Source organism: Alloscardovia venturai (assembly GCF_042676605.1).
Taxonomy (GTDB): domain Bacteria; phylum Actinomycetota; class Actinomycetes; order Actinomycetales; family Bifidobacteriaceae; genus Alloscardovia; species Alloscardovia venturai.
The window spans coordinates 643,032-657,803 of the sequence record NZ_JBHTHQ010000021.1; the positions used below are offsets into that span (position 1 = coordinate 643,032).

General features: G+C 48.2%; 9 protein-coding genes and 1 pseudogene. 6 read left to right on the forward strand and 4 right to left on the reverse strand.

Annotated elements, in window-relative coordinates; translation table 11 throughout:
• Nucleotides 1-11: 11 nt before the first annotated feature.
• Genes carA through efp form a run of 3 tightly spaced genes read right to left on the reverse strand, consistent with a single transcriptional unit; the run spans nucleotide 12 to nucleotide 2,503 of the window.
• The gene (carA, locus tag ACFQY8_RS06170; RefSeq protein ID WP_377939015.1) at nucleotides 12-1,232 is read right to left on the reverse strand and encodes a glutamine-hydrolyzing carbamoyl-phosphate synthase small subunit; all 1,221 of its coding nucleotides are present in this window, start codon (nucleotides 1,230-1,232) and stop codon (nucleotides 12-14) included.
• Nucleotides 1,233-1,259: 27 nt separating this feature from the next.
• Entirely contained in the window at nucleotides 1,260-1,916 is a 657-nt protein-coding gene (gene nusB, locus ACFQY8_RS06175) for a transcription antitermination factor NusB (RefSeq protein WP_377939016.1), read from the reverse strand.
• 23 nt (nucleotides 1,917-1,939) lie between these two features.
• Nucleotides 1,940-2,503 carry an elongation factor P gene (gene efp, locus ACFQY8_RS06180; RefSeq protein WP_377939017.1) on the reverse strand — a complete coding sequence of 188 codons (564 nt, stop codon included), beginning with the start codon at nucleotides 2,501-2,503 and terminating at the stop codon, nucleotides 1,940-1,942.
• A 366-nt stretch (nucleotides 2,504-2,869) separates the two neighbouring features.
• On the opposite strand from efp, the gene ACFQY8_RS06185 reads away from it, so the two are divergent.
• Complete coding sequence (locus ACFQY8_RS06185; RefSeq protein WP_377939018.1) at nucleotides 2,870-8,218, forward strand: S8 family serine peptidase; 5,349 nt, start codon at nucleotides 2,870-2,872, stop codon at nucleotides 8,216-8,218.
• A gap of 430 nt (nucleotides 8,219-8,648) precedes the next feature.
• Complete coding sequence (locus ACFQY8_RS06190; RefSeq protein ID WP_377939019.1) at nucleotides 8,649-9,653, forward strand: C40 family peptidase; 1,005 nt, start codon at nucleotides 8,649-8,651, stop codon at nucleotides 9,651-9,653.
• A gap of 137 nt (nucleotides 9,654-9,790) precedes the next feature.
• Here the strand turns inward: ACFQY8_RS06190 and ACFQY8_RS06195 are convergent, their stop codons facing one another.
• Entirely contained in the window at nucleotides 9,791-10,624 is an 834-nt protein-coding gene (locus tag ACFQY8_RS06195; protein ID WP_377939020.1) for a 5'-methylthioadenosine/S-adenosylhomocysteine nucleosidase, read from the reverse strand.
• A gap of 66 nt (nucleotides 10,625-10,690) precedes the next feature.
• Between ACFQY8_RS06195 and ACFQY8_RS06200 the strand changes: the two genes are divergently transcribed.
• The 4 genes and pseudogenes from ACFQY8_RS06200 to ACFQY8_RS08055 all read left to right on the forward strand — a co-directional run.
• Nucleotides 10,691-12,193, forward strand: a complete 1,503-nt coding sequence (locus ACFQY8_RS06200) for an adenosylhomocysteinase (RefSeq protein ID WP_377939021.1) — start codon at nucleotides 10,691-10,693, stop codon at nucleotides 12,191-12,193.
• A gap of 43 nt (nucleotides 12,194-12,236) precedes the next feature.
• The gene (locus tag ACFQY8_RS06205) at nucleotides 12,237-13,619 is read left to right on the forward strand and encodes an amidohydrolase family protein (RefSeq protein WP_377939022.1); all 1,383 of its coding nucleotides are present in this window, start codon (nucleotides 12,237-12,239) and stop codon (nucleotides 13,617-13,619) included.
• A gap of 41 nt (nucleotides 13,620-13,660) precedes the next feature.
• Nucleotides 13,661-14,170, forward strand: a complete 510-nt coding sequence (locus ACFQY8_RS06210) for a cupin domain-containing protein (RefSeq protein ID WP_377939023.1) — start codon at nucleotides 13,661-13,663, stop codon at nucleotides 14,168-14,170.
• A gap of 71 nt (nucleotides 14,171-14,241) precedes the next feature.
• Nucleotides 14,242-14,712: pseudogene (locus tag ACFQY8_RS08055) on the forward strand (ATP-binding cassette domain-containing protein); the annotation flags it as partial.
• Between the last annotated feature and the right edge of the window lie 60 nt (nucleotides 14,713-14,772).

The window sequence follows — 14,772 nt, forward strand, 5'->3', positions numbered from 1 at the left end:
TTGCGACAACGTTAGTGACGAGATACCTTATTATTTTTCATCATGTCGATAAACAGGTCAAAGAGATACGCTGCATCATGAGGACCAGCAGCTGCTTCTGGATGATACTGCACGGAAAATGCAGGGATATCGAGACACTGCAGCCCTTCTACCACGTCATCATTAAGATCAACATGGCTGACTTGCACACGACCATAATGTCCACCACCATATGGGCTTGGTACAGGTTCTCCCTTGGGGGCATCAACTGCGAAGCCGTGGTTATGAGCAGTGACTTCAACTTTGCCTGTCGTCAAATCTTGAACCGGTTGGTTGACACCACGATGTCCAAATTTGAGCTTATATGTGCCAAAACCGAGTGCACGTCCAAGTAGCTGATTGCCAAAGCAAATGCCAAAGAATGGAATCTCCGTATCCAGAACTTTGCGCAATTGCTCGACCTCGAAGTCTGCCGTAGAAGGATCTCCTGGACCGTTGGAGAAGAATACGCCGTCAGGGTTTATCGCGACAATATCGTCATATGTAGTAGTAGAAGGCATGACATAGACACGGCAACCGCGCTCTGCCATACGATACGGGCTCATTGCTTTTACCCCAAGATCGACGGATGCAACAGTGTACAAAGGCTCCTTGCCAGCAAACGCTCCTTGAGGTTCTACAACATACGTTTCTTTCGTTGATACTTCTTCGGAAAGGTTCAAGCCCGCCATATGTACAGACGACGTCACCACATTAAGCAAATCGGAAATGCGCTTGAGCTGACCTGACTCATCTACCAAGGACTCCCCAGAGAAAATGCCGGCACGCATTACACCTGCTGAGCGCAAATGTCGCACAAGCTTTCGCGTATCGATGTCAGCTATGCCAACGATACCGTATGTATTTAAATCGTCGTCAAGTGTACGCTCTGCACGCCAATTAGAGATTTGAGTGGCAGGTTCACGGACGACATATCCAGCAGCCCATATACGTGAGGACTCCGGATCTTCACTATTGACGCCAGTATTTCCGATATGAGGGAATGTCTGTACGATAATCTGACGGTCGTACGACGGATCCGTCAAAGTCTCTTGATAGCCGGTCATCGCTGTCGAAAAAACGATTTCACCTGTCGTCGTGCCTAAGGCGCCGTAAGGGCGACCGACGTAGACGTTGCCATCCTCTAACACCAGAACGGCATCTCGAACGGAAAAACTATCTGAACTAAACAATGCCGAATCTTGAGGATTCACACGTGCCTCCTGGTGTTAGGTGTCGGTCTATTTCCCTTGAGCGGACGACACACCACTTTCATCCGCAGGATAATCATCAGAATTATTATCCACCGGAATTGAAGATGGCGCATCATGAAAATCATGAATTGAGATATCGGAGAAATTTTTCTCCTCAGTTACTTCAGTAACATCTTTATCAGCGGCATCAGCAGAATCACCTTCACTCACGCGACTATCTGCTTCTTGGACTGCAGCTTGTGCAGCACGCTCTTCTTGCCACTGAATTTCTTCCTGACGAATGTCATTAGATTTCTTTTCTATAGTGCTCAAAACACCATAAAGAAAATCTGGAGTTTCCTCGCCAGCTAGAGTCTTTGCAAGTGCAAGAGCCTCATCAATTGCAACTCCCGTAGGAATCTCGTCATTATAGACAATCTCCCACGTCGCCATACGTGCAAGGTTGCGATCGATAGCAGGCATACGTTTTACTTCCCACGAGTTCAGCGTATCTCCTATCGCTTTATCAATGGTACGGCGATGGTGCGCTACACCACGAACGATTTCGATAGCATACTCAGGAAGCGGTGTCTGTGCGCCAGGATACGCAATGCGTTCATCAAGGAGAGACAAAATCTCCTGCCCCTTAACGTCAGCCTCAAAAAGTGTATTCAGCGCACGCTTACGTGCAGTGGAACGAGCCATCAGTGAGTTGTTCCTACCTGCTCTTAGTTTTCGCGACCGAGATAGTCACCAGTACGGGTATCCACCTTCAGGCGGTCTCCCTCATTAATGAAGAGCGGAACCTGAATCTCCGCACCAGTCTCCATCGTTGCAGGCTTTGTACCTGCAGAAGAACGGTTCCCCTGAAGGCCCGGTTCCGTGTGAGCAACTGTCAAGATAACAGATGCAGGAAGGTCAACAGACAGTGGATTACCTTCATGGAAGGATACGATGCAATCGGTACCTTCAAGAAGGAACTTTTCCTGATCACCGATAAGTGTCTCTGGGATATATACCTGGTCGTAGGTTGTCATATCCATGAAGACGAAATTATCGCCATCCTTGTAAGAGTACTGAAGAGTACGATTATCTACAGTCTCAAACTCCATCTTCATACCCGCGTTGAAAGTCTTATCAACAATCTTACCCGTCAAAACTTCCTTAATCTTGGTACGCACGAAAGCCGGACCTTTACCTGGCTTCACATGTTGGAATTCAATAACGGTCCACAATTTACCATCGAGATTAATAACGGAACCATTCTTAATATCGTTTGAAGTTTGTGCCACTACAATCACCTATTCAAAATCGTTAAATCAAGCAATAAATCTAAATCTTTCTTATTATGCCATAGCCCCTTTACCGCATAATCATTCCGTGTTGTCCGCCTCACAGTTGTTTACATAGTGAACAGTGCACAATATTTTTTCTGAAAATTTTCCTCTTTAAATTTGGCAACGATATACAAATTTAACTCACTACTATATTCAATTCTATGCATAATTATGCAATATATGAACAAAAAGCACTATCTGTAGCACTTATTTTTAGCCTAGACACTATATACAGTGCCGCGTTTTTTTCTAGACTAACCTATAGGACCTTACGGTCCGCATCTCAACAAACAAGAGAAATTAGAGAAAATAGAGAAACATATGAAGAAACCGCTGAATAAAGCAATCGCTCTCGTGGCTGCTGCGTTCATGCTGGCGACAGGTGCAGGTGTGGCGAACGCTGCCCCGCTTACCAATCTAACCAGCACGGATTATTCTGTCGAGCATGCGCACGATCGCGTTAAAGTAATGGTCACTTTGACTGGACAGCCAAACGGAAGGGGAAACAAGTCTGCCAATATCAACTCCGTGGACTCCGTCATCAACACCGTGAAGTCCACTGTCAATAATGTGACAGTAAGCCGTAAGTTCGGCCTACTCATCAAGGGGTTCTCCGCATTTGTCGATCAAGATGATATCGACACAATCGCGCATATCCCTGGAGTAGCCAACGTACAAAAAGTCCAGCAGTACTACCCTACGATGGAAACTGCAAAGCAACTTTCGGGTTCAAGCGCTGCTGCACAGTCATATGGTGTGGACGGTAGTGGTGTCGTCGTATCCGTCATTGATACAGGAATCGACATTCATCAGCAAGATATGCGCCTAGACGAAGGCGTGAAGACCGCTCTCAAGCCAGCTCCAGGATTTACCAATAAAGTTCCTTACGGCTATAACTTTGCCGATCATAATAGTGTCGTCAAGGATTCGAAGTCTGAGCAACATGGCATGCACGTGGCAGGTATCATCGCTGCAAACGGTGGTAAAGATGCAAGCATTGAAAAGAATGGTCGCATCAACGGCATCGCTCCAAATGCACAGCTCCTTGCCATGAAGGTATTCTCCAATGATGTAAAGAACAAAGGTAAGAGCGCTTACGGTGACGACATTATCGCCGCGATTGAAAGCTCCGTTGAGCATGGCGCTGATATCATCAACATGTCACTAGGATCGACGAATGGAGTAGGCGGTCGCGATGTTGCAGAAGAGCGTGCCGTTGCGAATGCTCGAAAGGCTGGTGTAGAGGTCGTCGTATCTGCAGGTAATGAAGGTGTCAACGGTTCGAGTGCTACAGATGAGACAGAAGAATTAGGCATGCAGGACGACGGCACAGTCGGCTCTCCTTCCACTGCAGAAAGTGCGTGGTCTGTCGCTTCTATTGAGAACTCTACTATCGCTAATACTGCTGGCTCTGCAACGAATGGTGAGACCACTGTAGATTTTAGTTATATGCAGGAAAGTGGTGAAGCTGATGGAAAGCCGCACGAAATCGTCGACGGCGGCATCGGTAAGCCAGAAGAGCTAGGAAGCAACGTTAAGGGTAACTTCGTTCTCATCGAACGCGGCACATTAGACTTCGCCACTAAGTTCAAGAACGCTATCGCAGCCGGCGCTACCGGCGTAGTCGTTTTCAACCACGAGGCTGGCGGCGATGAAAATGTCAGCATGGCCGGTCTCGACGACGTGAAGATTCCTGGCACGTGGATAGGTCATTCCTTCGGTCAAAAAATTAAGGACATGATTAAAACTGGTAAGAAGACCACCATTACTTTCACTAATTCGCGAAAGCTTGCTGCAAATCCTAGTACGCTTAAGCCTTCAACTTTCACCTCGTGGGGCACTACTCCAGATTTGAATTTCAAGCCTCAAATTGCAGGCATCGGTGGCAACGTGTACTCCACGCAGAATGACAATAAGTACACAGTCATGTCTGGTACCTCTATGGCAGCACCACACGTAGCTGGCGTTCAGGCACTCATGCTTCAGCGTGCTCGTCAGAAGAATTCTAAGGCGTCTGATGGCGACGACGTCGTCTATGACCGTATAGCGCTGTCCAATACTGCACAGGTCCTCACCCACAACGACAACGTTCCTTACGCTCCTCGTCAAATCGGCGCCGGTCTAGTCAACACTAAAGCCGCCATGGATACTCCTGTAACGGCGACTGTCAACGGTGAGCCAACTATTGGACTAAAGCAAATCAACGGATCTACAACCTTTACAGTCAAGCTGACAAATAACAGCTCCAAGAAGTATACCTACAACGTCACTCACACGTGCGTCGTCAACGAGGATCATACTGCTGGGCAAAAAGTAACCACGAGCTGCTCCAATGAGACCATCACCCCAAGCGTGAAGAAGATTTCTATCGCTGCAGGAAAGACCGCGGAAGTATCCTACACTCTCAACGTCAACTCAGGTAATCACTGGGTAGAAGGATGGGTACAGTTCCAGTCCACGAAGAAAAATGTGCCACAGATTAATCTTCCATATCTCGGCTTTGCAGGAAATTGGAATGAAGAGCGCATCATTGATCAGCCTGCATACAACGGTCAAAAACCATTCTTAGCTGATTCTGGTCTCAATAGTTCTTACTACACCGCCGCGTATACCACTGTGGCTGGCAGCCAGCTTAAGCTGGAAGACGGTGCAGTAGCTATCTCTCCTAATAGTGATGGCTTGGGTGATTCCATCTTTGCGAAGCTTGCAGTTTTGCGCAATGCTTCCCGTGTTGATGCACAAATTCTTGATGCGCAAAGTAATGTTCTGCGCACACTTGCAGGCATTAACAAGGCTCGCCGTAATACCGTGGGTGACATTCTGACGTATGCACCAGGCACTCAAATGTCTGCACTGTCAGATCAGCCTTGGAATGGTACGGTATACAATCCTCAGACAGCACAGTATGACACTGTCGCAGATGGTTCTTATACATATCGTATTCGCGCACGACTAAGTGACGACTTCGATTGGCAATATACGGATATCCCATTCGTTGTCGACACTGTAGCGCCGCAGCTTTCCGTAGTATCTCAAACAAAGAACGATGATGGCAGCACTACGGTGCTTGTCAAGGGGACTGATGACCGTTCCGGAATCCGCCAAGTTGCTGCACAATTACGGGGTAAGAAAGCTCAAAGTGTCAAAGGCGTCGACAATGGCGACGGTACATATACCCTCACCATTCCATCTGGAGCAGATTATGCTTCTATCTCCATCGCAGATAATGCCTTGAACATCACTTCTCAAGGTCTTATGATCGCTGATGCTGATCTTGAGGTTGATAACGACGCACTCTTAGATGGTACCGTCTACGCCATGTCCGGCGCGAAGTCTGATGCACAGTACCCTATTAAAGATGGAAAACTTACTCTCACGGGACACGTCAGTGACACAGTAAAATCCATCAAGATTGGTACTGTCGAGGGGACAATTAAGAATGATGGCACCTTCACTATCAGTGTAGATGTCTTCGACGGTTCAAATAACGATGATCTCTATGCCTACGATGCAAATGGCAAGGTCCTTGCAGAGAAGCACTATTCCTTTACCTATGACGGGAAAGCACCGCAAATCACGATAACGGCTCCTGCAGCTCAGCCAGCCTCCGTGGATAAAGATGGCAAGCTTCATGTTGAAGGTAAGGTTTCAGACGATCATGCACAGGTAAACACCGTAACTATTGATGGCACTACTGAAGTCAAGGTAGTTGATGGAAAGTTTACTGCAGACATTACTCCTGCTCACGGTGCTTCGAGCGTTACTGTAACTGCTACGGACGGAGGAAATATCGCGTTGGCAACGATTCTGCTTGCGGGCGTTTCCCCAGCAAACGAGTCCAACGCCGCATTAACCTTGACCTCAGATGCAGATGTATCCAATCAATACGTCTTCGTCAGTTCTTCCGACAAACATGTGAAGAAGAACGCTGATGGTTCATACACCTACATGTATGAAGGTCAATTCAACCGTAAGCCAGGATCCTTCACCGTCAACGGCACAGAAGTACAGCTTGATACTCACAACAAATTCTCTGTACCAATCCCTCTCAATCAAGGCTTGACTAAGTTTGGCATCCGCTACACTGATACCGATGGCACAGAAGTACTTAACTCCTCGATTCGACTAGCATTCGACACTGTTGCACCGCAGTGGCAGCTCGATACTCCAACTATCGCACGCGATGGCGCCTTGTACATCACGAAGAACAGCCAAGATATCACTTTTGCTGGCACCGTATGGGATGAAGGCGGATTCGGCTACTACTTCTCCATCAACGGAGATAACGTCGCTGACTGGGTAAATATCGATGATCCAACATCCGCAGGAAATACTCAGAAGTTCTCGAAGAATATCACTGTCAAGAATGGCGACAAGGTCTTCCTCGCCGCTCAGGATCAAATGGAGAGTTACTTCCTCCAGCAGATTCCTGTCATCACCGATGTCACGAAGCCAACGTTGAGTGTAGATGGCATGAAGTCAGGAGACACTTTCGAGTCAGGTAAGAAAATCACCGTTACCGTAAAGGATGAGCACTTAAACAACTTCAAGGTTATGCTTGACGGCAAAGAGCTAAGCGCTCAGCAGACGCCAACGGTAGAAAATGCGAATGCAAGTATCGCTTACCACGGAGATGTTCCTCATAAGGATGCAGACACCACTGCGCGAGTAACGTCAGACACCACAACTCTCACCTATACGCTGCCTAACACCATCGAATCTGGCGCGCATGTGCTCACTGCATACGCCGATGACTTCGCAGGCAACCGCACAGATTACTCCGGTGTCTTTACCATTGATAACCCACCAGTCATCAATGCTCCTGACCGCATTGAGGTCGTGGACAACAAAGACTTGACTAAGCAAATTTTGAAGCAAATCAAGGTTGAGGATGACATCGATGACGACATCAAGGCAACGGTAGACCCGTTCACTCTACCTGCCCGTGGAGATACTCAAGTAACCATTGAAGCTGTAGATTCTGCGGGGCACAAGGTAGTTAAGACAGTAACCGTCATTGTGACGTATGCAAAGCGCACAGTGAAGAAGAATTCCGTATCCTTCACCGCTTCACAGCCAAAGGATACAATTCTCGCATGGTCTCGCAAGAACAAGGGCAACACTACCGTGTATAAACTTGTCACCGACGGACCAGCAACCACTGGCGTATGGAAAGTCCCTACGACAAAGGGGAAGACCGTAAAGTCTGCCACATTCGATGATTACGTCACCGGCACCACTATGGATGTCGATGCAACACGCACGAAGTCTGGCATATCTTTCACGGCATCCAACCAAGGTCAACTCACCATCACATATGCGTCTGCTGATGATGCCACTGAGGCAGATAGTGTCCATGGAGCGACGACTGGGCAAACCTCTGACGTCCAGCCCGTCACCCCTAGTGTGACAACTGGTGACACAGATGCTGCTTCCCCAGGTACAGCATCGTCATCTTCCGTCGAATCTTCCTCCCCTTCTTCTGATTCCTCGGAATCTTCTGAATCTTCCGCAGATTCAAGCTCTAGTGCAGAATCCAGTTCGAGCACTAACTCTGATTTCTCTACAGAGGAATCTCACCCGGGGAAGAAGAAAAAGGGAGTATTCGACAGCATCAAGAGCTTCTTCGCTGGCATGTGGGAGAAGGTTAAGAGCATATTCCGTCCATAGTTTCACTGTCGAAATGTGAATACTGGCGAGCTGGTACATTTCGACGGGTTGAACGGGTAAATAAAACAAGTAAAACTACTAGCCTCAACTTAGCTAGAGAGCTAATGAGGGGTCTCGTACATAGCATGGAGTTTATGCACGAGACCCCTCGTGTATTCGCAATGAATACGCTGATTCTCGTTACTGTCAAACGCTATAGGCAAACAAATACCATAGGCACATGCTATAAGGTACGCATTTCACTTCCATCAAAAACTTGCTAAAATTCGCATCTCTCGCATTTAGTATGCGTATGTGTTAATATAAGAAACTGTGTGTTTGTACTTGCACTATACGCTGGTATACGTGAGGGACAAACTTAACTAATCGACCAACGGTCACAAGACTCAGGAATATTGGGCATGATACCGTCCTAAGGGGATGAAACGTTTTGAGTACAGGCAAGCATCGCGTAAGCTCCGCTTCTACACCACGCACGCCTTTCAACACAAAAGGTGCCTTGTTCGAGGCTACACAAGCTATCAGCCGTAATATGAAAGCTATCAAGATTGGCACAATTGCTGTGTCTACCGTTCTTGTTGCTGCTATGGCTACCGGAGCTACACCTTCTCTTGCGAACACAAATGGAACTACTACACTGGCATCGGCAGTCTCCCGTAGTCAGACTCGTACAGACTTAACGACAGAAACTGCAACAGTCGCTAAGGTCGAAGGCGCTGAGTGGTCTCTCAGCTCGGATAGTTCAAACATCAATGTTCAATATTCGATGACGTCTGAGCAAACTGCCTCTCGAGACAAGCTTGTCACAGCGTATGAGACCGCGAAACAAGCATATGGTACTTATACTTCGGCATCTAAGGCTGTACTTGATCAGCTTGGCGCTGCAATGAATACTGCAGCTGATCATTTGAAGGATACTACTACTTCTGTCGATACATATAACGCCGATATTGATGCGTTAAATAAAGCTATCTCTTCAGCAAAGTCAAGCCACGCCGCTGCAACTGCAGCTGCATCCCGCTCTGCAGCTTCCTCGTCTAGCTCTGCAGCTTCCGCACAAACTTTCTCTTCCGCTGAGGCGACAGGTACAGCTGCTGACGTCATCAACTATGCGAATTCTTTCGTTGGCAAGGTTCCATACGTATGGGGCGGAACTACTCCATCGGGCTGGGACTGCTCTGGATTTGTGCAGTATGTCTTTGGACATTATGGCATTTCATTGCCACGCGTTTCAGGCGCTCAAGCAACTGTCGGCACTGCTGTTTCTTCTCTTGCAGAGGCAAAGCCTGGCGACATCATTGCTAACAGTATGCATGCTGGAATTTATATCGGTAATGGCAAGGTAGTTAATGCTTTGAACCCATCTCAGGGTACTCAGATAACTCCTGTGGCATGGGCGTTCTCGGGAAGCTATTCTATTCGCCGAGTCTTCTAAAAGCTTTCAATTTTTTAGAGTTCTCTAAAGATTCACTAAACAAAAAGGCGATGCAATTTGAGTTGCATCGTCTTTTTGTTTTGTACCTTTTTGCTATACAAGCTAACTCACATATAGCGTATTACACGATACTAGCTTTACGAAAGTAGTGTATCTGCGACAGCAATCGTTACCTGCGCTGCTAATCTTGCAGCTACATTGAGGTCATCTTCCCTACCATCAAGCTGTTCGTATGACTCGCCACAGTCATTACTTATAGCACGAGTGATAAGCACATCCACACCGTTTTTGGCAGCAACGTGCGCAACTGCAGCACCTTCCATCTCTTCAGCATCCGCATTGTCATCGCTGATAATGCCAGTAAGAGTCGCAGCATCTGTACTAAAGAGATTGCTCGTAGCTACCGTCCCTATCACGAAGCGATGATTGTTGAGCGCTTCACTGTGATTGTCGATATCCGGCGTCACTGAGCGTATGCCGTCAGCAGTATACATAGCTCTCGCCGCACTCTCGCTGCCACTATCATTGAATACTTCGTTGCTCGCTACTTCAGATACCCCGCGACTACGTAAAATTTGTGCCGCTTCATTGAGAAGTTTCTCTGTAGAGCTAAACGACTCCATATAGGGAGGATCCTGCGCAATAATCGCAGTATCTGTCTGTTCGTACACAAGCGAGCGTGCAAGGACGATGTCGCCAAATCCTAAGCGCGCGTTCAAATTTCCAGCGATTCCCGTAAAGAGCAAGGCCTGAGGAGTCGTAGAAGTAAAACTCGCTACGGTGAGTAAGGCTTGTGCCGCAGCCGCAATATTTGTGGTCCCCATACCTCCAAAAGCAGAAAAAACATGATTATCGCCATTATGATAATGCATGATGTCCAAACCGCCCTCATTGATAACGGTTCCCGGATAGGCGTCTTGAACGAGGGCAATTTCACGCGGAAGAGCACTCAAGATTGCAATTGTCGTCATAGTCGCCATAGTACAGTGTGGTTACGTCGAACGTGTAAAATGTGAGAAACGATGTAAAGGATAATTATGACCGACGAGTCCCTTCTCACGACAGCTCATGTGTTTCGCGCTCTTTCGCAGGCCACAAATCGTTCTATTGCTGGTGCGACCGCTTACTTATCTGATAGTTTCCGCTCGCATATGTCCTCTGATTTTTTTGCCGTGGCTCAAGAATGGGGACTACGTTTTACTGACCACGCACAAGACTGTCCTCTCCAATTTTTCGGCGATTCCTTCACCGTCGATGGCGAGAAATTCATGTGGCATTCATCACATAAACCATCAAGCTCTTCACGTTCAGCATCTGAGCAAATAGCACGCGCATATGCCGGAATGCCTGTAGTCCGTCACATTACCGACGAGTTTGTCTCTTCTAGAATTCTTGCCTCTGAGCGCATAGCCGTATCTCTCATTATTGAGCCAAAAACTGCCGTTCTTCTGCTTGAGCTTCACCGTGCTGGTGCACAAGTGGGAGTATATGCTCCTGCGGCAGAGGTTCATCAGCCGATAGCCGATGAACTCGCGACTCGAGGCATTAAAGTATATGCTCACTCTCGTTGGACACCTGCTCAAGAGCATGAGGGGGCGCTCGCACTACTTGATGAGCTCAAACCGACCATTATCATCGATGATGGTGCTAGCTTTGCACGCTTAGCCTCTATAGAAAGACCTGAACTTGTATCTCATATCAAAGGTGTAGCTGAGGAGACGACGTCGGGAGTACGCGCTTTCAGTGCTATGGAAGATACAGGAGCACTTACCTACCCAGTTATCGCTTCTAACGATTCTCAGATGAAAACGAGTTTTGACAACGTCCATGGCACAGGAGAAACGTGTGTGACGACACTCCTCAATGTTATGGGTGATGATTACGCCACGCGCTCCTCATGCATAGCGGTTATCGGGTTTGGACCGGTCGGTCGCGGATTTGCACGTCGTATGCGCTCACTCAAAGCTCGTGTCATCATCGTGGAGCAAAGCGCAACTGCTGCTTTGAAAGCCCAATATGAAGGCTTCGACGTGCTACCCCTCAAGCACGCAATTCGTATCAGCGACTGTATCATTTCTGCAACAGGTGTACGCCATACTCTTGACGTGGAAGCATTGCAAAGTGTGAATGATGGCACTGTTCTTGGCGTTATCGGTGGTATCTCCAACGAAATCGCACTTGACGGACTGACGGCACTCACCGGCCAAATTATTGAACCTGCTCAAGATATTACTCAGCTTGATTTAGGCAATGGTAAGTATGCACGGCTCATTGCAAGCGCTGATGGCATGAATTACACCATCAGCAATGGAAATCCCATTGAGATCATGGATATGAGTTTCGCAGTCCAACTCAATGCCATACGTATGCTGATCAATCAGAAAGATACTTTGGGGCCACACGTGATACGTATGGATAACGACATTGATGAGTTCATTGCACGCTCTGCCTTAGAAGCACGACATACTATTATCGACGACAAGCAGCGTATGGTAACGGACTGGACACATACTCGTTTTGCTGATGCGCACGCTCGCTAATATCCTGTAATACACAGGCGACATCAAAGATATAAGGACACCGATGTTTTCTCACTTAAATACTGTAGAGGTCTACAGCGCAGACCTCGTCATCCCCGTCACCGCGCCGGCTATCGCACATGGTGCAGTCGCAGTTCATCAGGGTCGTGTAGTTCATGTGGGTACACGTCGATGGGTGCTTGATGTCCTTCAAGAGGGCCCGCTTCATAATCACCGCATCGTTGAGTACAACTGGAAAGGCGTACTCCTGCCGGGGCTTGTCAATGCTCACACCCATTTGCAATATACAGGAATGGCATCCGTAGGCGAAGGCACATACACAAGCTTTGACGAATGGAGCAAGGCGTTCGACGCGATTTACGATGATGACTCTTACGAAAAGCCGTGGCGCCAATGGGCTTATGATGGCGCCAAGCAACTCGTGCAATATGGAACTACCGCTGCTGCTGATATTGCTACAGATCTCGAGGCCGCAGGCGCACTTCACTCACAAGGACTTCACGGTATCACATACTGGGAAGTTATGGGATGGCAGAACGACGCATGGCATGAAGACGGCGCAGAATGGCTACGCGACCAGCTCATGCACGCATCGTGGCCAACCCAGCTATCTCAGTATGATGTCAACGAGCTAGGAATTAGCCCTCACGCCCCATACTCTCTCGATTCTGCTCCACTGCTCGATTTACCTGACCTCGCACGTGGAATGGGTATGCGCTTGCACATCCATCTCGCCGAAACCCCCGGAGAATCAGCTCAGAGTAATGGCACATTTGATGATTCTTATACTCCACCTTCGCGGTCATGGCGTTCACACCACTGGGACAGTTACCCTCAACTTAAATCTTCAGGAGCGAATGCGTCATCGATTGAATTTGTTGATCATCTCGGCTCATTAGGTCCTGACATCCATATCGCTCACGGAGTATACGCAAATGCTGAAGACCGTCGCATCTTGCGCCAGCGTGGGGTCGGCGTAGCATTGTGCCCGCGGAGCAATCGCATTACGTGCACACAAAAGGACGCTCCTGTCGCTGCATATCTGCGTGAAGGAAATCTTGTCGCCGTTGGCACCGACTCACTGTCCTCTTCTCCGAGTTTGGACGTACTCGACGACATTTCTATGCTCTACGATTTAGCTCGCGAGCAGGGATATGACGGCAGTGATTTAAGCCATCGGCTGATTCGCATGATGACTCTTGGTGGAGCTGAAGTCATGGGACTCAATGTCGGTGCGCAACGAATCGGTCAGATTAATGCTGGAGCCATAGCAGACCTAGCATTCCTCGACGTTCCTGTCGATACGAGTAGCGACGTAGCTTATGAAGATACTCTCGAACGCATCGTACGCAAAGGCTCTGGCACAAACCGCGCCACGGTTATCGCTGGACGTATCGCATATAACGACCAAGCATTCGAGTTATAGAACTCAAGAATCACAAACTGTAAAGAAAATTGGAGGCTACTTTGCGAGATTTGAACCCTACCCGTCCTGTACATGAATCGCAGATTCCTGCACTCAGCACTTATGCGCACGATACCATCGCACATTTAGATTTAGCGCCACACCCAGAAGGTGGATGGTTTAAGCGTACGTGGCAGAGCCCACTCGAATTTTCTCACGAGGGGCACGGTCCTCGTCCTCTCGCCTCGCTCATCTACTTCTTGCTCCCCACAGGAGACTATAGCGATTGGCATCTCGTGGATGCCGATGAGCTGTGGCTCTGGCATGGACCTGGAACTCTTGACATTGAGGTGTGCGACACGGATCCGAGGTCGCTGTCTCCTCGAGAGTTAGAGTTACGCTCCACTCGAACAACGCTGACACTTAACGCAGCACATCCTGAAGCGACAACGACTCAACTCTTGGTCAAAGCTGGTCAATGGCAGCGTACGCTCCCCGCACATGGTGATACACTCGTCTCTTGTGTAGTTTCTCCTGGTTTTACGTATGACGGTTTTGAAGTTATAGACTAAGGAATTCTTTGCCAGTGCTCGCTTTCCATCACGTTAATTTTTCATATCCTTCACGCACCATTATGACAAATGTGTCTTTCACGTGTGAGGACACCGATAGGTTGTGCGTCGTGGGGCCTAACGGTGCAGGAAAAACGACTCTGCTACGTCTAGCGCGCCATGAGCTCGAGCCTGATAGCGGGCGCATTGATTCGTCCATTCTGCCTCCTCAGCAAGTAAATCGTGATGAGAGCATCCGCCATATCCTTGAGACTGCTACTGCACACGATCGTATGATTATCGCTGAATTCAATGATGTCGCCATGCAGATCGCCGATCAGCCATCACGTGTTGAATTATCCGAGAAATATGATGCTCTTCTCGCACAAGCCACACAGCGTGATTCGTGGAATATTGATGCTCATATTCATGAAGTTCTCGCAGGACTTGACGTGGATCATATTGATATATCGCGCTCATTAGAATCTCTGTCTCCGGGTCAGCAAGCGCGTGTCCAACTTGCCTCCGTGATACTTTCCCACCCCGACGTTCTTATCCTTGACGAACCGACAAATCATATCGATGCCACAGCACGGGAATACCTCATCGAAACTGTACATGAT

Coding starts and splice junctions, on each gene's coding strand:
- nusB (WP_377939016.1), bottom strand. CDS start 1,916: ATGGCTCGTTCCACTGCACGTAAGCGTGCGCTGAATACACTTTTTGAG.
- ACFQY8_RS06185 (WP_377939018.1), top strand. CDS start 2,870: ATGAAGAAACCGCTGAATAAAGCAATCGCTCTCGTGGCTGCTGCGTTC.
- ACFQY8_RS06195 (WP_377939020.1), bottom strand. CDS start 10,624: ATGACGACAATTGCAATCTTGAGTGCTCTTCCGCGTGAAATTGCCCTC.
- ACFQY8_RS06200 (WP_377939021.1), top strand. CDS start 10,691: ATGACCGACGAGTCCCTTCTCACGACAGCTCATGTGTTTCGCGCTCTT.
- ACFQY8_RS06205 (WP_377939022.1), top strand. CDS start 12,237: ATGTTTTCTCACTTAAATACTGTAGAGGTCTACAGCGCAGACCTCGTC.